Here is an 18,216-nt window from a genome sequence, read left to right on the forward strand (position 1 = left end):
TTATGGAGAAACTCCAGTTCCGCGTGCTCTATCGCCAGTTCCTCTTCCGCATGGTCGATCTGGAAATCCTCTCCGCCGATGCTCTCGGCGATTCGAACAAACTGCTGGGCCAGTTCGCGGCTCTGTTGATCTTCCTCAGCATCTTCTTTCTCTCGGGGCCTACACTCGCTGTCGCCTCCAGCCGCATGCCGCCCGAAATGCGGGTCTTTAGCGCTTGGAGCGTCGAACACTTTCTCATCGCCACCACCATGCTGGTCGTGGGTCTGTTCGCGGTGCTTAGTTGGGATTCCACGTTTCCCGATAGCCGCGACGTGCTGGTGCTGGCCCCCTTGCCGGTTCGAGCCCGCACGCTGTTCCTCGCCAAGGTCGCCGCGGCCGGGACGGCGCTGGGTCTCACCGTCCTGCTGCTGCATTCCGCCGCCGGCCTGGTAGGCCCGCTCGCTCTCAGCGCCCGCTCCGCCGAACGGGTGATCATGCCTGCCTTTGGCTATAGTCCCGCCAGGCCGCCGGCCGATGCAGCCGGGATAGGACCGCTGTTGCAGCAGGATCTCCCGGGTCAACTTCCGCATGGCATGGGCATCGTCGTCGGTGTGCTGAAGCACGGTCAGCGCCGGATCCTCGCCTACGGCGACGCGCAGCCCGATTCCATCTACCAGGTCGGGTCCATCACCAAAACGTTCACGGGCCTCCTGCTGGCGCAGATGATCCTCGAAGGCCAGGTGCGCCTCGACGAACCCCTACGAGCCTTTCTCCCCTCCGGGACGGTGCCCCCCCCCGCTGGCCGCGAAATCACCCTCCTCGATCTGGCCACCCACCACTCCGGTCTGGCGCCGATGCCGCCTGACTTCAACTCACGCCGCTTTCCCACCGTGGCCGCCGGATTTGCCGGTTATCACGCTGTCGACCTCCGCGCCTCCATCGCCAGGCATGGCGTCGGTCGCGAAGCCGCCCCGCCGTTCGCCTACAGCAACTGGGGCTACTCTCTCCTAGGGGAGGCGCTCGCCGTGCGCGCCGGATCCTCTTATCCGGACCTGCTGGCTCAACGCATCACGGGCCCGCTCCACATGGACGACACCTTCGTCTCCCTGTCGCCCGAACGGCGGCAGCGCCTCATCCAGGCCTATGACGACAGGCGGAAACCCCTGCCGCCGTGGGAAATGGACTCCTTCGCCCCAGCCGGCGCCATCAACTCCACAGCCAGCGACATGCTCACCTACCTGGAGGCGCAGCTGCATGCCGCTTCGCCCGCGCTCCGCCTGTCCCAGATGCCGCGCGCACCCTCCAGCCGTGGAGCGCGCATCGCTCTTGGCTGGTTCTACGACGAGAAAGCCGGAACCTACGGACACAGCGGAGCCATCTCCGGCTATGCCAGCTACGCCTTCTTCAATCCCAAGGGCGACTACGCGGGAATTGTCCTCGTGAATCAGGCGGCATCCTTCCTCGGGGCCTTACTACCCCTGCACGTCCGGCAGCGGCTCGCGGGTGAACCGGCGGTCTCGCTCGCCTTGGTCACCGTACCCCAGGGCGGCGGCCTTTCCGCTGTCCTGCGCATGTTCGCCGTCTACTGGGCCATCATGTTCCTCGCCGGTCTCTTCGTGTACTGCTGCATGCTGTCCCTGCAGGGCTTCGCCGCACAACTGCTGCCACGCCGGCTGTTCCTGCGGGCCTCCTCCTGGCTCCAGATGGCGGCCTTCTGCGTCATCGTCTGCGTCTACTGTCTGCAGCCCATGGTTCCGCCCGACCCTCTCCACGCCACCGGCCGCGGACTCCTCGCCTGGTCACCGTCCTATTGGTTCTTGGGCCTGTTTCAGCAGTGGAACGGAACGTCTGCGCTCGCTGTCCTGGCGCACCGCGCTTGGCTCGGCCTGGCCGTCGGCGTCTCCGCCACCGTCCTCGCCTATGCGCTCTCTTACTTCCGCACCCTCCGCCAAATCGTCGAGGAGCCAGACATTGTGGGCGCCAGCCGTGGCGGCCTCTGGGTACCGCGCTTCGGGAACTCCGTCAAGGCCGCCCTCGTGCAATTTAGTGCAAGGACCCTGCAGCGCAGCCGGCTCCATCGCGTCATCCTTGCCTTCTACCTGGGAGTCGGCTTCGCGTTGGTGATTGCCATGGTCAACAACGGCGCACCTCAGAACCAACTTGCTGACGCACCCGCCGCCGACCCGTGGAGCCAGGTCAACGAGCCGTTGCTCGCCGCCACCATCACCCTGCTCGGCTTCGCCATGCTCGGCACCCGCGTCGCCTTCTCCATCCCCCTCGACTTGCGTGGAAACTGGATCTTCCAGGTCACCGGCGCTCGGCGCGTGCCGGAGTGCCTGTCCGCCGCCCGCCGCTCCCTCCTCCTGTTCCCGGCGTTTCCCCTATGGCTGCTCTCGGCCGTGTGTTGCTTCTGTCTCTGGCCGTGGCGCGCCGCCGCCGGTCACCTGGCGATCCTCGCCGCCGTGGCGTTCATCCTGGCTGAGCTCTGCTTGCACGGGTTCCACAAGATCCCGTTCACCTGCTCCTATCTGCCGGGCAAGTCCCAAGTCCATCTGGCAATCCTCGGCGGCATCGCTCTCCTCTGGTCCATCCTGCTCAGCGTGATGTATGAGCGCCAGGCGCTCGCCGATCCGAAGCTCTTCGTCCCGGCGCTCCTCGGGCTTGCCATCATCTGGGCCGTTCTCCGCTGGCGCACGGCCGCCCACGCCGGTGAGGAGGGCGCCGAGGTCCGGTTTGAAGAGCTGGCGTCCCCGGCTGTCCAGGTTCTGGGCCTGAACCGCGACGGTGCCTGGCCCAACCAGTCGCCCCAGCCTGGGCCGGAACGCCCGGGCACGCCCTAATCTTCTGTACAACCTCGAAGTCCGCCCTCACAATGCGATCTACAACTCGACGCGCGGAGTGAAACAAGGAGAGCTGGCGGAGCTAGGATGAGTAACTAGGATGAGCAGACCCGCGATTCCACCCTCCTGCCGGCGCCGCCGGTATTCCATTCTCACGCTGCCTGCTGCCGTCATCCTCGCGGCAGCAGTTTGGTTCACGGTCCCCGCGGCGGAAGCCCGGGCCGTTCGCATCGTCTCCTACCAGGAGCTGCTCGACAAGTCAGACCTGGTGGCCATCGCCACCGCCTCAGGCCGGACCACCGATACCGCGCAGGAAATCCATCTGCCCGGTTTCTCCACAATCGATGCGCAAGGGCAGGTCACCCAGGTGAAATGCAGGGCAGTCGAGACGCAGTTCGTAGTCTCCGTGGTTCTCAAAGGCGATCGGAGCATCCAGAAATTCACCCTCCATCACGCCCGCTGGCCGCAGGCTCAGCCTGTCGCGAGAGGACCCCTGCTGGTCCTCTTCGACCCACAGGACTCCAGGAGATCAGGCTCTTACCTGCTGTTTCTGGTTCGTGAGCCGGACGGCCGCTACGCGCCAACAGACGGGCAGACGGATCCAGCCCTGGGCGTCATCACCCGCCTGCCCATCGAAGATACGGCTGCCCGGCTTCGTCAGCCCACCCAACAGAACCCACGTTCCTCCTGGTAGGAAATCGGGCCTCCGGCAACGACCGCGCCCCTCGCTCGCGTCTATCCTTTGCTGTCGCCTGTCGCTCGGCCACCACCAGTTGCCGACACGCCTCGGCCCGCTTGCCCCTCGTTGAGCGAGGGCCGCTTCTAAACACGGCAGTTGCGGGGACTGGAAGGGCGGCCCCTCGTTTGCCTTGAGTTAGGTTGTCAAACACTGCAGGAGGATCCTCCGTGTCCCACCATTACTCTGGCCCTGACTACGGCTTTCCCCACGGCGATGCGCGCCTCGATCTCACCGACCTGTACGCCTTCCCGAAACCCGGCGGCGCCGGCAATTCGATTGTCATCATGAACGTCCATCCCTCAGCCAGCGTCCACCCGCCCGGCCCCACCACCCGCGAGCCTTTCTCGACACAGGCCGTGTATGAACTGAAAGTGGATACAAACGGCGATGCAGTCGCCGATATTGCCTACCGCATCTGCTTCTCGTCCACTGACGGCGGCAGCCAGGTCGCCACAGTGCGCCGTGCCCAAGGCGAAGCCGCGGCCGGCGATGGCCCCGGCGGGCAAACGATCTTCGCTTCGGCGCGGGTCTCCACCGGCCGGGAAGCGCTCGTGTCCGAAGCCGCCGGCTATCGCTTCTTCGCGGGGTGGCGAAGCGATCCCTTCTTCTTCGACACCGAAGGCGCCCTAAACAATTTCCAGTTCACCGGCCGCGACTTCTTTGCCGGAAAAGACGTGTGCAGCATCGTGCTGGAATTGCCCGCCGACGCCCTCGGTGCCACACCTGTTGGTCTATGGCAGCGCACCCTCGATGGCCGAAGCGGGACGTGGATTCAGGCGGACCGCGGCGCACGGCCTTCTCAATCTGTATTCCTGACCGGCGAGCAAAAGGCCGCCTACCTCGCCGCACAACCGGCCGGGGACGCCCGCTTTGTCGCCACCTTCGCGCATTCGCTGGAGCATACGGGCGGCTATTCACCCCAGGAAGCCAAACGAGTGGCCGAGTCTTTGCTCCCGGATATCCTCTTCTATGATCCCAGCCGGCCGGCGTCTTACCCCCTCAATGGCCGCACCCTCACGGATGACGTAATGGACGGCTTCATCGCCCTGCTCACCAACGGAAGGTTGACCCGCGACGGCGTCGAGCCGCATCGCGATCTTCTCCCCGATTTCCCTTACCTCGGCCCGCCCCACGAGTTGACGTAACCAATCTGCCCGCTTGGCGCGCGCACAACGAATAGCGCCTTCGCGATTCGTTTAGAACTGCGACCCGAACCCGTAGGCGGACCATGCCGAGTCGCTCGGCGTCAGGCGCATGCGGGCGTTGGCGAGATCCGCCACCATGAGCTTTCGCTGGGAGGTTAGGGCGTCCAGAACATCCAGCCCGTCCTGCTTCATGATCAGCAGTTCCTTCCGCTTCTCATCGACCGAAACGCGCTCGTCCTTGTCGAGCGCCATCTTCTCAGCTGCCTCATTGGAGTCCATGTTGACCACGAAGAGGTTCTTCATGTTGAAGCAATAGATGAAGTGCCCGCCTTCCGGCGCCCAGAGTCCTTGGGGATCCTTCCCCACCGGGACTGTGGCGGAGACAGACCAGTCGCGCACCGACAGAACCGTCACGTCTTCGCTCTCCGCATCCAGCACATAGAGCTTCTCCTTGTCCGGCCCCAGCACAGCGTCAATGTAGCCGGAGCCGCCTCCGGGAAACATGATGAGATACGGTGCCGACGGCACGCCCCCCGCAGCCGCTCCACCAGCGGCCGCGGCTGTGCCCACCGTGATCGCGATGGCTGCCAGGGTTCTCTTGGTCGCCTTGGACCGGCGCACCGATTCTCTTCCGACAGGAATGGTCTTCTCGATCTGTCCTCCCTCTATCTGCAGAACGGCGAGTTTGTGCTGCCCTCCCACCGTCACTGCGTACCGCCGTTCATCGATCTTCACTGGAGCGACCATGTTTAATCTGGTGCCAGCCGGGAAGGGAATCCTGACACTGGCCAGCGTGCCCTCGTCTCCAATCTTCTGGATGAGGCCCGACGTTTGCAGCCACAGCGGGCCATCCTCCGCAAACCGGAAGAGATCCTCGGCGTTGTCGGGAACCGGAGTTGTGCGCAGTAATTGCGCCGAGGCCACATCGAATACTTTGAGATCTCCCTTGGGCAGCAACTCCTTCGCCTTCGGCTTCACGGAACGCACCAAAAGGTAGAGCAGCTTTTCGTCCTGCGATGTCTTCCAGGCCATCACGTGGCCGCCCACGTCGATAGTTTTGGCCGTCTCGGCGCTGTTCAGATCCTCGATCCACATGCTCTGCGGCAGGATAGCCGTGCCGAGTCCGAGCATTCCCTTCGATTCCGTCTCCTTCGAGAAGCTCAGCGCCCGGTCGCCCTTCAGGATCTTTTCCACCCTGTTGCGCGTGGGATCGCCTGTTGTGAATTCGTGCGTCGTCCTGTCGATCTTCCACTCGCGCTTTTCCGTCCAAACAACCAGGCGTTTGGGTTCAAGCGCCATCGAGTAGATGCCCCAACTGATGGACCCCAGGAGGATTTCCTTCACCTTGACGCTGCGCCGGGCATCGATAATGAGGAGCCTGAAAGTGTTCTTTCCCTTGAGGTGGGTGAGGTACACATAATGTCCATCCGTCAGGATGCGCTCCGGTTTGTCATCCAGTTCCACCGCTCCGCTAATCGAATTGCGCTCACGGTCCAGTGTGGTGATACGCCAAGGCTTGGACTGCACGAACACCGAATGCTGCGATGCGCGGTCAGATGGCAGTTCTTTGGACACAACCGGCGTCGTCGGGGCGGGCTCCGGTGCCGCTTCGCGGCGAACGGCAGTTGCATCGGACACCGGCGTGGCCTTCGGTTCCGCGCCAGCGCGAGGTTCCTCCAGGAGCGCGTGGAGGGTGATGTTTACGCCGTCCTGCAGACTGAGCTTTCGCGACCAGACGAGCCCGCCCTTCTTCACGGTCACCACGCGTTCACCTGGAGCCATCTTGACGGTCGACGGTGTGCTGCCCACAAACATCCCGTCCACCTCGATCTCCGCGCCAGGAGGTTCTGAGGTGATCGGTACCGCGATGGTGCCCGGTCTGGCTGCGCCATTCGCCACCATCGGAGCGGCGCCTTGGCTCTTCGCGACGGTCGCGGAGTTCGTATAGACCTCCAGGATCAATCCCTTTTCGAACGCGCGCTCCTTCCCCTTTCTTGACATCAGCGGTGCGGAGGTAATAGCGGAAACTGTTTTGCCCGTTATGCCCTTTTCATTCTTCTTTCCCTGCTTCTCGGAACGCAGCTCGACGGGCTGTCCGTCCACGCTAGCCACGCGATCTACTGAAAACTCGAGTTTGCCGTCCTTGCCCATCCGATGCCGCGGTTCCACGACCGTAATGGTGCCGGTCACGGGAGCGCCTTGATCAATCACGGTCTTGCCATTCACCTCGACTTTTTCCGTCACGGTGAATCGAATCTTCTGCCCTTGATTGGCAGTTTCCGAGGACAGGCGTTCCTCCAGTCTCACTTGTACTCTTGTACCCTCGGGAATGTCCATCTGCGCACTGGCAGGAAAAATTAACGCGAAAGTGAAGATAAGGAAAGGCCGGATTATATTAGACATAGTGGCGACCAGTGCGCCATCATAACAAACGATCGAGCGTCGTTGGCATAGTATAAAGATATACAGACCTCAAATTAGTGAACTAGATTTAGAGGCACGAAACCACGGACTACGCCGCCTGGCAAAGCCGGCAGCCGGCAACCGCGGAGGGCAGATTCCTGGAGTGGGGCCGACTGACGCTGACCACCGCCACGCCCGCCTCAGGGACTCATAACGTTGCCTGATGATTCCAAGCTCAACATGGGACGGCGCAAACCCCCGTCGCCGGCCATCAACCGGCCATCCGTATCAGCACACTGGATAACTCAGGCTGGTCTGTCGTTATTGATCTGATTGTCACTAATCTTGCAGGTCTGGAGATGAATCCTACATGAGTGATCCAAGCGAGACAGACTGGGTTTTCTGTAAGATTGGGGCTGGTAAATTCACGACGCACGGAGATTCATTCAAACTGGATTGGATTATCGACTATTGTCGGACGTGGGCTCAAACACAAGCGAAACACCAATCGTTGTAGCGGCCGCAATCGGTGGAAGAACTCATCACCTCGCTGGAGTACGAACCAATCTACCCGGAACAGGCCAAACTTCAGTGGGAGCCGGCCCACTCCGTCGCCCGCTGAAGTCCCCGTACGGTCTTGGGCTGCGGCTTGGCTCGTCCCCCGATAGGACGCAGATCATCCGCGCCGCAGCCTCGCACTCCCGGTGGGAGGATTGACTGGATGACGGCCTGTTCGAATTTGCTTCACCACCCCCATAATCTTGGTCCACGACGCGTTCCAAATTGCTCCCTTGTCGTGGTTTGAAACGACGCCGCGTCGATGGAAAGACCTTCCCAACGACCAGAAAGGACGAACCGCGGCGACAATCACCGCCGCATGCAATAAAGCGCATTGATATGTGGGGAGAGTGTCTGAATCGCTTCGATACGCGCTAAGTCCAGCGTGCAGGGTGGCGGGCCATCCCTGAATCTCACCGTAGGTCTCTCCTTCTGAAATGCCCCTCCACTCATTACCGATTACCGAATTTAAATATGTACGAAACTATCCATGAAGTCCCGGCCGTTTCACCACTGCCAGACATGCCCCCACTCCGCCCAATTGTCACGCCCGCCAAGGCCCGCTTTCCGAAGCCTGCCGGTACTCCAGGTCATTCTGCCTAAGCCACTGATCCGCAGCATGTTCCACCGATGCGCAGGCGGTGGCGAGCCTCTCTTGGGCTCAGCCTGCCTAAGGCGTATGCGGGAAGTGCAGCCCCGCCATATGCAGTAAAATTCATTAATATTCCGAAAATAGGCCCATCGAACGAGCAGGCATTCATCCTATGGGAGTATATTAGTTCTTCGGACATCCCTGGTCTCTCCGGCGAGGGGGACATGCTTTTTCCTGTGGGGGATTGTGTCTAAACGGTTTCGATACCCAGCGGCGCTATCCGCGCTCGCCCTCAGATCCGTTTTGATTCTGTCTCAATTGCTCTGGAGTGGGATTCCCTGCCGGGCTCACACTGCCTCATCGCTCCGCACCGGCTTAGCGCCGGAATCGCACCCGATGCATGCGACGGCAATGTCGTCCGCTGCCAGCTGCATCTTCATTTCTTGCTCGGGAGGAACTCCGGTCTCCGTGGTCGCACCCATCCCCACAGCGGAACTCCAGCTAGATTCTAATGCTGACCCTACGCAGCGCACCGCGGAGCCGGCAGGGGGACCATTGTTAGCTTTGGACCCATTCGACATCGACTCCGGCCGGAATCAGGTGGCCACTTATCAGGTTCCGTAACGTGCGGAGTTCTTTCAGTCCCAGCAAAGGCAATTCATGAATATAAGATCTTTCAAGTTAGTCAGCGCGGGGAGTCGCGGGCTGGTCTGCCTGCTGTTCCTCCTGGGGATAACCGCATTTGCGCAGTCATCTCCACTCCAGTGCTTCGGGTCGACAGCGACTACGCCTGTGATGCGAGCGATGGAGATCACGGCCCTTGCGGGCGAGATCGTGGTCACGTGTTCCGGTGGTTTCCCGACCTCGGTCGGCGCCCCTGTCCCGACCGCGGATATCCAGATTTACTTCAACACCAGCTATACGGGCCGCACCACTGGCGTTCTGACCGAATCACTGTTGCTGATTGACGAACCCCTGCCGGCAAACCGCGTTCCCTGCACGACCGATGTCAGTCTGTGCGGTTGGACTGGCGGGGCCAGCGGCCCGAACGTCTATCAGGCGAAAGTGCTGGGATCGAATGCAATCACGTTCCAGGGCATCCCCTTCGATCCGCCCGGTTCCGGGCAGAACCGTGTTCTCCGGTTCACAAACATTCGCGTCGATGCTTCCTCTCTAGGCATATCCAGCACGATGATCCCCATCTCGGTCTATGCTTTCATCTCGGTAGCAGGGGCAGCTTCTCTGCCGCTGGCGAATTCCCAGGTGGCGATAGGCTTTGTCCAGAAAGCCTTGAACAGCGCCGTCATGAACTCGAGGGCGGATACCGTTTTGCCCGCCTTGATGGGCGTCGAGTTGCCCAATTGCGTCTCCACCACCAAACAGCGATTTGCGACGCTGCGGTTCAGCAAGAGCTTTGGAACCGCACTGCTCCCGCGATCGGCTGCGGCGTTCATCGATACAGAAACCTCACCCACCCCCAAGGCCCAGAACGCAATCGGCACCATCTATAATTCCGAAACCGGATTCTACTCGCCGGCTTTTCCCGCAACGAACAAACTGAACACGGCTGGTCTGGCCGACTTCGGCAGCCGGATCCAGGCCGACTTCACCAACCTGCCGGCGGGTGCGACTCTCTACGTTGCCGCGGTCCCGGTGACCTTCACCAACGGTGTGCCTGCGCCCAACGGCGGGGCCCAATTGCGCGCGCGCCTCATCAGTTCTGCCACCGGTGCCTTTGCACCCGTCACCGCCACGGAAATTCTGGATGGAATACCCGCGGCCGCCATCCCGATTACCCAGGGCAGCGCCCAGGCTGTCTGGGAGGTCCTCCAGAACAATCCAGGTGCTTTGGACAATGTGGATTTCCCGTTGTGGATCTCCTACCCGGCCAACACCGTTGGGCTCGGGACGGCCTCTGTGAACCTGCGGCAAGGGCCCGTCTCTACCGTGAAGGCCTCGGACGAAACGGCTCCGGTGCCCCAGTTCGTGGATGCTTTCAACGGCATGCAATTGGTGACAATCCGCAACATGTGTCCCGGAGACAGCTACGTAGTGACCAGCAATCCTGCCGGACTTACGATTACCGTCGACGGACAGCCCTACACCGCGCCACATTCGTTCAACTGGCAGCCCAAGTCCACTCACACCCTCAGCGTGACCACGCCGCAATTCTCCAGTTCCACGGTCCGTCACAAGTTTCTTTGGTGGAGCGATTCCGGTACTGCTACACACACCATCACCGCGCCCGATTTCCCCACGGTTTACACTGCGGGATTCAATTCGGAATACCAGCTAACATTGAGCGTCTCCCCGCCGGGAGGCGGCACCATCGCGGCCTCGCCGGCCTCGGCGGATGGTTTTTACGCTCCGGACACAGGCGTCACGGTGACAGCAACACCCGCTGCCGGCTATAGCTTCGCCGGCTTCACGGGTAGCTACACGACAACCTCCAACTCATTTGCGTTGCCCATGACAAGCCCGATGAATCTCCAGGCCAATTTCGTCAGTGCGAGTGGGGGTGTCGGCGTCGGTACCGTAACCCCGGATGCAGGCACCGGAAGCACGCAGACCTTCACGGCATCCTTTACCGGTACTCAGGGCCCGAGCTCACTGACATGGGTCCAGATGCTCATCGCGGCAGCCGAGAACGGCGGCGGCCAGCCGTTCTGCCTCGTCCACTACGACGCGCACGCGAGTGCCTTCTGGGTCTATTCGGATGTGGACGGCTTCTTCCACGGACCCGTAGCTGCCCATGCCCCTTCGGGCACGCTGCAAGGCTCCAGCTGCGCTCTGGATACCGCCAACTCTTCAGCCACTAGAGTGGGCAACCAGTTGAGTGTCGATTTCCGGCTCGTCTTCAAGTCGTCGGCCGCCAGGAAGGTCTACCTGCGCGCCTACGATGACAGCGGTGCGGACACTGGATCGGTCCAACGTGGAGTCTGGACACAGGTGCCCCTGGATGCACCCACCATGACCGTAACTCCGGCATCCGGCAACTCGGCCTCCCCTCTCTTCCAGGCGAAGTTCGCTTCCGATGCCTACGGCAATCAGGGCTCCCTGCCGCTCGGGTGGCAGCAGTTTCTCGTTGCCGCGGACTCCACCGGAGGCGGGCAGCCGTTCTGCTTCGTACACTACGACCGGGCCGGAGGCGCCTTCTGGATGTACTCATCTGACGTCGGGTTCTTCCTGGGGCCGGTCGCACCCGGCGCGGCCTCCAACACACTGGACAGCAGCGCGTGTACGGTAAACACCGCGGCCGCCGCGGCAGGCATCGCCGGAGACTTCAGCTCCAGCCTCACTCTGCCGCTGACGCTGAAGGCGCCCATGTCGGGTGCCAAACAGCTGTACATGCGCACCATGGATCCCCTCCTGCGGGATTCGGGATGGCAGCAGGTGGGGACTTACCAGGTTCCCTGAGGAAGCCGGGAGAGCGGACGCGCCAAGCCCGCTCTCCCTCTCCGGTCTCCTGGCGAATCCGAATCATGAACAAACAAAGACAATGAACCCCTTCCTACCTATACCGATCTCCAGGCGGCTCGCCTGGAACCTGCTCGCTCTGGTTGCCCTCGCTTTGACCGCGGTGGGGCAGAACATGCCGCTGCAATGCGTGGTGAATTCGGGCACCACGCCCCCGATTCGGCAGGCGGAGATCACCGCCACTGCCGGAGAGATCCTAATCAGTTGCTCGGGCGGAATCCCGACCCCTGCTGGTCAGCCTGTGCCCACCCACGACATCCAGGTCTATTTCAATGCCGACTATACGGGTCGGACGACAGGGCTGTTCACAGAATCGCTTCTCCTCATCGACGATCCTTCCTGGCCGCAGCAGGTGCCGTGTACAACGGACCCCAGCCTTTGCGGATGGACCGGCGGGAGCAAGGGGCCCAATGTCTTTCAGGGCAAAGTTCTGGCCTCGAATGCCGTCGCCTTTTACGGCGTGCCGCTGGATCCGCCCGGGGACTCCGGGCAGAGGGTCCTCCGCCTCGTCAACCTGCGCATAAATGCGTCCATGTTGCCGGTGTCTCCCAATATGATTCCGACACAGGTGCTGGCGAATGTCTCCGTCACCGGCATCGCCCTGATCAACGGGACCGAAATGGTAGTCGGCTATGTGCAGGATGCCATGCTTGTGAAACTACGGAACGCGGCTGGTGATGCAACGGTGGCCAGCCCGAACGGCGTCGAGTTCACAAGCTGCACGCCTGTCACGAAACAGCGCGTCGCAAACCTGCGATTCAGCGAACGGTTCGGTACTGTGTTTCTCAAGCCCAATTGGACCTACGATCCGGTAACCGGCGTGCCTGGCACCCCGAACTTCCAGGCGGTGACGGGCACCATCTACAACACCGCCTCGGCCTTCTACAACCCGAACTTTCCTGCTACGAATAACCTGAATAAAGCCGGTCTGGCCGATTCCGGCACACGCCTGCAGGCGACGTTCAGCCGGCTCCCGCCCGGAGCGACGCTCTACATCTCCACAATCGCGGTGACGTACACGGATGGCGTTCCGGCGCCCAACGCAAATGGCCTGGACGAAGCGCGCCTCACGGCCAACGCCAGCGGGGCATTTGCTCCCGTGGCGGCAACGGAAACACTCGACGGAATTCCCGTTGCCGTGCTACCCATCGACAAAGGCAGCGCTACCGCGGTCTGGGAAGTACTCAAGAGTGACCCGGGCAATCAGGGCAACCTCGATTTCCCGGTTTGGATCTCTTTCCCGGGTTCCTCTGAAGGTCTGGGTACGGCTACCGTCGCGATGCAGCTCGGGCCCGTCTCCAGCGAGACAGGGGCAAGCGATACCGCACACGTGGCTCGCTTCGCTGACTCACCAATCACTCTCCCCTTGCTGACGGCGCCCTCCACCTGCTCCAGCGCGCCGTACCTGGTGACGACCTCGCCGCCATACCTGCCCGTGATCGTCGACGGGCAGACCTATACTTCTCCGAAATCCTTCTCCTGGCAGCCCGGCAGCACGCACACCCTCAGCGCCACCTCCGCGAATGTGACAGGCACGGGGACCCGCGAGGTCTTCACTGCCTGGAGCGACAGCAATCTGTCCGTACGCACCATCGTCGCGCCGCAAGGCTCAGCCACCTACACGGCCAACTACAAAACGCAGTACCTGCTGAATACCACCGTGATACCTCCCGGCTGCGGCAGCGTGACGTTGAACCCGGCCGGATCGGCCTCCTTCTTCGACGTGGGCCAGACGGTTGCCGTCACCGCCACTCCGAGCGGGCCCTGCTACTTCACCGGATTCAGCGGCGCAACCATCACCGCCCAGCCCACGACCAATCTGGTCATGACTAAGCCTCTGAATATCACCGCTTCCTTCGTGGCGGCCACCGGTGGCACGAAACCGGTCAGTGTCACGCCCGCCTCCGGGTCCGGCTCAAAGCAGAACTTCACCGCTGTCTTTCAGGGTGCTCAGGGCGCGAACACTCTCCGCTGGGCCCAGATGCTGGTCGCGGCGTCCCCCGATGGCGGCGGTCAGCCCTTCTGCCTCGTCCACTACGATGTGCCCGGCAACTCGTTCTGGGTCTATTCCGACATCTACGGGTTCTTCCAGGGACCGGTAAATCCACAAGCTCCTTCGGACACCCTCCAAAGCTCCGCCTGTGCCTTGGACACCTTTAACTCCTCTCCTGCTGTGAACGGGTCGCAACTCACGCTGCGCCTCCGGTTGCTGTTCAAAACGGCGGCCGCGGACAATGTCTACCTGCGGACGTTAGACTACTTCGGCACGGACTCCGGTTGGGTGAAGAGCGGTACTTGGACCATGGCCGCCATGCCTGTGCCCACGATGGCAGTCGTCCCGTCGAATGGAGTCTCTGCCTTCCCATATTTCCAGGCGAACTACTACCTGGACGAATATGGTCAACAGGGGTCGCTACCACGCGGATGGCAGCAGCTCCTGGTTGCGGCGGATCCGACAGGTGGCGGTCAGCCTTTCTGTTACGTCCACCTGGATCGTGCCGCGAACATGCTCTGGATGTACTCTTCAGACATCGGCTTCTTCCTGGGCCCGGTCGCGCCAGGCGCCGCATCAACCATGTTGGATAGTTCCGCCTGTTCCATTAATACGGCGGCGGCTTCCGCCGGAGCTGGATCCAATTTCAGTTCCGATCTGAAGCTGCCGCTGACGCTGAAGGCGCCCATGTCCGGCGCGAAGAAACTCTACATGCGCATGATGGACGAGCTGATGCGCGACTCTGGCTGGCAGCAGGTGGGGACTTACCAGGTGCCGTAGCGCCCGGCGGGGGGCGTCGCGGCGCCCCCACGCTCCGCAAAATGACTTGTGAGGTATTGGATGAACTTCGAGCGTTGGTTGAATGCGCGGCCGGATACTCTCCGCGGCGGACTCGTCTCTTTGACTGGAGAGCGAGGGGCCAATCGGGCCTTCCGTTGGCCGCGGATCCTTGGGTCCTCTCTGATCATCCTCGGCATTGCGGGAATGGCTCCTGTTTTGGCGGAAGTCCCAATGCAGTGTGTGGCCGATTCTGCCAGAACTGACAATCTTATGTTGCGGGCGGGAGAAATATCGGCGCAGGTGGATGACCTGGTTCTCAGGTGTACGGGGGGAACTCCTACGCCGGCGGGACTGCAGGTGCCAGTAACGGATATTCACATCGCATTCTCTGCAAACTACACAGGGCGAACCTACGGGGTTCTGACGGAATCACTTCTGCTCATCGATGAACCGGATCCGTCGGCCCAGGTGCCCTGCTTGACTGAGCCCGGTTTGTGCGGCCGGAAGGGCGGCAGCCCGGGCCCCAATGTTTTCCAGGCGAAAATCCTCGGCCCGAACGCGATCGCATTCTACGGCATACCCATCGATCCCCCCGGGCCGGGGCAGACCCGGAGAGTTCGATTCACCAACCTTCGCGCGGATGCGTCGCGACTCCCGGTGCCCACATCCCAAGTGCCCTCGACACTATCAGCCACCATCTCCGCGTCCAATCTGACGATCCTGAACGGGCAGCCCACCACCGCTGGCTACGTCATGGAGGCCCCGCTCTCCGTGTTGCTGCGGAATGCGGCTGGTGACGCGGACGTGAATAGTCCGACAGGGGCGGAATTCCCCAATTGCACCACGGTGACCAAACAGCGCTTCGCCAACCTGCGTTTCTCTGAACAGATGGGCTTCGAGTTCCAACCACCGAACTGGAAGTACGACCTCACGACCGGCGCGAAAGGCACACCGCAGAGCCAGGCGACGCTCGGCTGGATCTACCAATCCGAATCGGGGTTTTACAATGCGGACTTCCCGTCGGTCAACAATCTGAACAAGGCCGGGCTCGCTGATTCAGGAACCAGGTTACAAGCCACATTCTCCGGGCTGCCCTCTGGGGCGACGATCTACGTTTCCACTGTGGCGATGACGTACACCAATGGTGTGCCGGTTCCCAACCCGGACGGCGTGGAGCAGGCACGCCTGACTGGGTCCGCGGCGGGTGCATTCGCCCCTGTGGCGGCTACCGATACCTTGGATGGCATTCCAGTCGCGGCCCTCGCCATCACGCAGGGGAACGCCTCGGCGGTTTGGGAAATCCTGAGCGGCAACGGGAGTTCAGTCCCGGGCAATATCGATATTCCAGTTTGGATTTCGTTCCCGGGGAATGGCGTGGGCGTGGGCACGGCTCATGTGACGATGGGCTTCGCGCCCGTGTCGACGATCACCACGAACAGTGAAACGGCGCCGATTCCCCGGTTTACCGCGCAATCCCAGACTTTGCCGCTGTTGACCATCCTGGACTCCTGCCCGGCCTCTCAGTACCTGGTGACGACTTCGCCCGCATTCCTGCCGATCGTGGTGGATGGCCAGCCCTATACATCGCCGAAGTCCTTCCCCTGGCAGCCCGGTACGACACATACCGTTTCCGTGGCGAACGCCGTGGCCGCCGGCAATGGGACACGCCAATTGTTCCTGGGCTGGAACGATGCCGGCGCTCTCTCACACACCATTGCCGTTCCGCCGTCGCCGACGGCCTATGTCGCCAGTTTCAAGACGCAGTTTCTCTTGGATCTCAAGATACTGCCCACCGCGGGCGGTACGGTAACCTTGACTCCGCCAACGTCCGACGGCTACTACGACCCGCAAACCAAAGTTGAGATTTCAGCCTCGCCCAATCCCTTATATGGCTTTGCCGGGTATTCCGGCGACATCTCGGAGACGCTCAATTCAACCAGTCTGAAGCTTTCCACCCCGCGGAGCGTGACAGTGACATTTGTGCGCGCGGGTCCCGTCTCTTCGACTGTGGGCGTCACCCCTGCTTCCGGGGCGGGCTCGTACCGTAGCTTTCAGGCCGTTTATGAAGGTTCGCAGGGCGCCGGCAGCCTCACCTGGGTCCAGCTTCTCTTCGCGGCTGCGCCGGATGGCGGAGGGCAGCCCTTCTGCTTCGTTCACTACGACGTGAAAGCCGGGCAGATGTGGCTGTACTCCGACGTCTACGGTTTCTTCGCCGGTCCGGTGGCGCCCGGACAGAACTCGGCCGCCCTGCAGGGATCCTCCTGCGCCGTGGAGCCAACCTACTCGCGCGTGAGCCTGGACGGCGCCTGGTTGACCTTTGAGCCCTTTCTGCTGTTCAAGGTCCCGGGAGCAAAGCGGGTGTATCTGCGGGAGAGGGATGACGCCGGGGTGGATAGTGGATGGGTGCAGCGCGGGACTTGGGATCAGCAGGCCGTGGGCTCGCCTGTCACGTTTATCAACCCTGCTACCAGCGAGGGAACCGGCACCTATTTCGAGCTCAATTTCACCACAATGCCGGCGCCCGCATTGTATTCCGCGCCGCTTGGCTGGAAGCAGTTCCTGATCGCCGCCGATTCCGACGGGGGCGGTCAGCCGTTTTGTTTCGTGCACTACGACACCGCCGCCGGGCAGTTCTGGATGTACTCCTCGGATGTTGGGTTCTTCATCGGGCCCGTTGCGCCGGGCTCGGCCTCCACTGCGCTGGATACCTCCGCATGCACTCTGTACACCGCGGGTGCGACGTACACGAACTCACTCTACACTCAGATCCTGTCGCTTCCCATTGAACTCAAGGCCCCGATGAAGGGGGTCAAGAAGCTGTACACGCGGTATTTGGATCCTCTCATGACCGACTCGGGCTTTGTCGAAATGGGTTGGTACCGGATTCCATAACGGAGTCCCGCGTGCCCCCACGGGCCGCCAAAACAGAGGAAGCCGCATTGAGCCGCGAACGTGGGTGAGCGGATAGCCACCGAAAGGCTCCGCTCAGCCAGTATCTCGACCCATTGCCCGTGCGTCCTCAACGGAGTCCCCCATGGCCCTGCGGGCCGCCAGACAGGTGGAAAGCTCCGCTGGACCGAACACGTGGGACGGCGGCACCCCTGGTCCGCGGGCGCCCCCCTGGTCGGCCCCGTGGAGGCTCATCGCCACCCACCCGCCTGACTTCCAACGGTGTTGGCGGCCAGCCGCAGGCATGGCCTAAGACGGGGCAGCAAGGGATGAAAGTGACTCCCAGCAGGAGCTAATTGAAGGAAAACCTCGGCGGCGAGGTGGAAATCGATGCCTCATAGAATCCGCCAGTAACAATCAAGTCAATTTGGACTGAGTTCTGCAAGACGATCAAGTACGTACCTTTCCGGTAAGTCCGGACGGCTCCACCGATGCGAGGCGTGCCGCGCACACCCCAATAGCCCATGCTCGGTGTTGCCCGGTTTCCGATGCCTCGTGGTCTCCCAGGCGGCTCCCCTAAGGCACTGAGCTGTGACGCTTTCCGTCGAGGCGGGGACGCTGCGACGGTCCCTCTTGACGACCCGCGTCGGCGCCTTGAGTATCGCAATCACCGCCGCCTGCAAAAAAGTTCCTTAATAACCAGAAAGTAAGACGATCTTGCGAGCGTTTATTAGCTCCGGGGGAGTATATTAGTTTTTCGGTCATCCCCGTTCTCTCGGACGACTGGGACATGCTTATTCCTGTGGGGGGATTGTGCCTAA

Annotated in this window: 8 protein-coding genes; 7 read left to right on the forward strand and 1 reads right to left on the reverse strand. The window is 61.9% G+C overall.

Translation table 11 applies throughout. The features are described from left to right. Window positions 1–2: 2 nt before the first annotated feature. The 3 genes from ACR9Y2_RS23635 to ACR9Y2_RS23645 all read left to right on the forward strand — a co-directional run bounded on the left by ACR9Y2_RS23635 (window position 3) and on the right by ACR9Y2_RS23645 (window position 4,703). On the forward strand, window positions 3–2,819 hold the full coding sequence (locus ACR9Y2_RS23635) for a serine hydrolase domain-containing protein (RefSeq protein WP_435044127.1): 2,817 nt from the start codon (window positions 3–5) through the stop codon (window positions 2,817–2,819). A gap of 100 nt (window positions 2,820–2,919) precedes the next feature. After that, window positions 2,920–3,513: a hypothetical protein gene (locus ACR9Y2_RS23640; RefSeq protein WP_435044128.1), complete on the forward strand. Its 594-nt coding sequence runs from the start codon at window positions 2,920–2,922 to the stop codon at window positions 3,511–3,513. A gap of 212 nt (window positions 3,514–3,725) precedes the next feature. Then, window positions 3,726–4,703 carry a DUF4331 family protein gene (locus tag ACR9Y2_RS23645; protein WP_435044129.1) on the forward strand — a complete coding sequence of 326 codons (978 nt, stop codon included), beginning with the start codon at window positions 3,726–3,728 and terminating at the stop codon, window positions 4,701–4,703. 51 nt (window positions 4,704–4,754) lie between these two features. Here ACR9Y2_RS23645 and ACR9Y2_RS23650 read toward each other — a convergent pair whose 3' ends face one another. Beyond that, window positions 4,755–6,947 (reverse strand): PEGA domain-containing protein, encoded by a 2,193-nt coding sequence (locus ACR9Y2_RS23650; protein ID WP_435044130.1) that lies wholly within the window; start codon window positions 6,945–6,947, stop codon window positions 4,755–4,757. Window positions 6,948–7,387: 440 nt separating this feature from the next. Here ACR9Y2_RS23650 and ACR9Y2_RS23655 point away from each other — a divergent pair, with 440 nt between their 5' ends. The 4 genes from ACR9Y2_RS23655 (at window position 7,388) to ACR9Y2_RS23670 (ending at window position 17,398) form a co-directional block, all read left to right on the forward strand. Then, window positions 7,388–7,480, forward strand: a complete 93-nt coding sequence (locus ACR9Y2_RS23655) for an Imm53 family immunity protein (RefSeq protein ID WP_435044896.1) — start codon at window positions 7,388–7,390, stop codon at window positions 7,478–7,480. 1,580 nt (window positions 7,481–9,060) lie between these two features. Further along, a complete protein-coding gene (locus tag ACR9Y2_RS23660; protein ID WP_435044131.1) occupies window positions 9,061–11,673 on the forward strand; it encodes an InlB B-repeat-containing protein in 2,613 nt (870 codons plus the stop codon). An 82-nt stretch (window positions 11,674–11,755) separates the two neighbouring features. After that, a complete protein-coding gene (locus ACR9Y2_RS23665; protein ID WP_435044132.1) occupies window positions 11,756–14,506 on the forward strand; it encodes a hypothetical protein in 2,751 nt (916 codons plus the stop codon). A gap of 672 nt (window positions 14,507–15,178) precedes the next feature. Next, window positions 15,179–17,398 carry an InlB B-repeat-containing protein gene (locus tag ACR9Y2_RS23670; protein WP_435044133.1) on the forward strand — a complete coding sequence of 740 codons (2,220 nt, stop codon included), beginning with the start codon at window positions 15,179–15,181 and terminating at the stop codon, window positions 17,396–17,398. Window positions 17,399–18,216 lie beyond the last annotated feature (818 nt).

The sequence above is a fragment of the Paludibaculum fermentans genome, assembly GCF_051172195.1.
GTDB classification, from domain to species: domain Bacteria; phylum Acidobacteriota; class Terriglobia; order Bryobacterales; family Bryobacteraceae; genus Paludibaculum; species Paludibaculum fermentans_A.

Excerpts from the sequence above, each read along its gene's own strand:
- ACR9Y2_RS23665 (WP_435044132.1), top strand. The coding sequence starts at position 11,756 with ATGAACCCCTTCCTACCTATACCGATCTCCAGGCGGCTCGCCTGGAAC.
- ACR9Y2_RS23635 (WP_435044127.1), top strand. The coding sequence starts at position 3 with ATGGAGAAACTCCAGTTCCGCGTGCTCTATCGCCAGTTCCTCTTCCGC.
- ACR9Y2_RS23640 (WP_435044128.1), top strand. The coding sequence starts at position 2,920 with ATGAGCAGACCCGCGATTCCACCCTCCTGCCGGCGCCGCCGGTATTCC.
- ACR9Y2_RS23660 (WP_435044131.1), top strand. The coding sequence starts at position 9,061 with ATGGAGATCACGGCCCTTGCGGGCGAGATCGTGGTCACGTGTTCCGGT.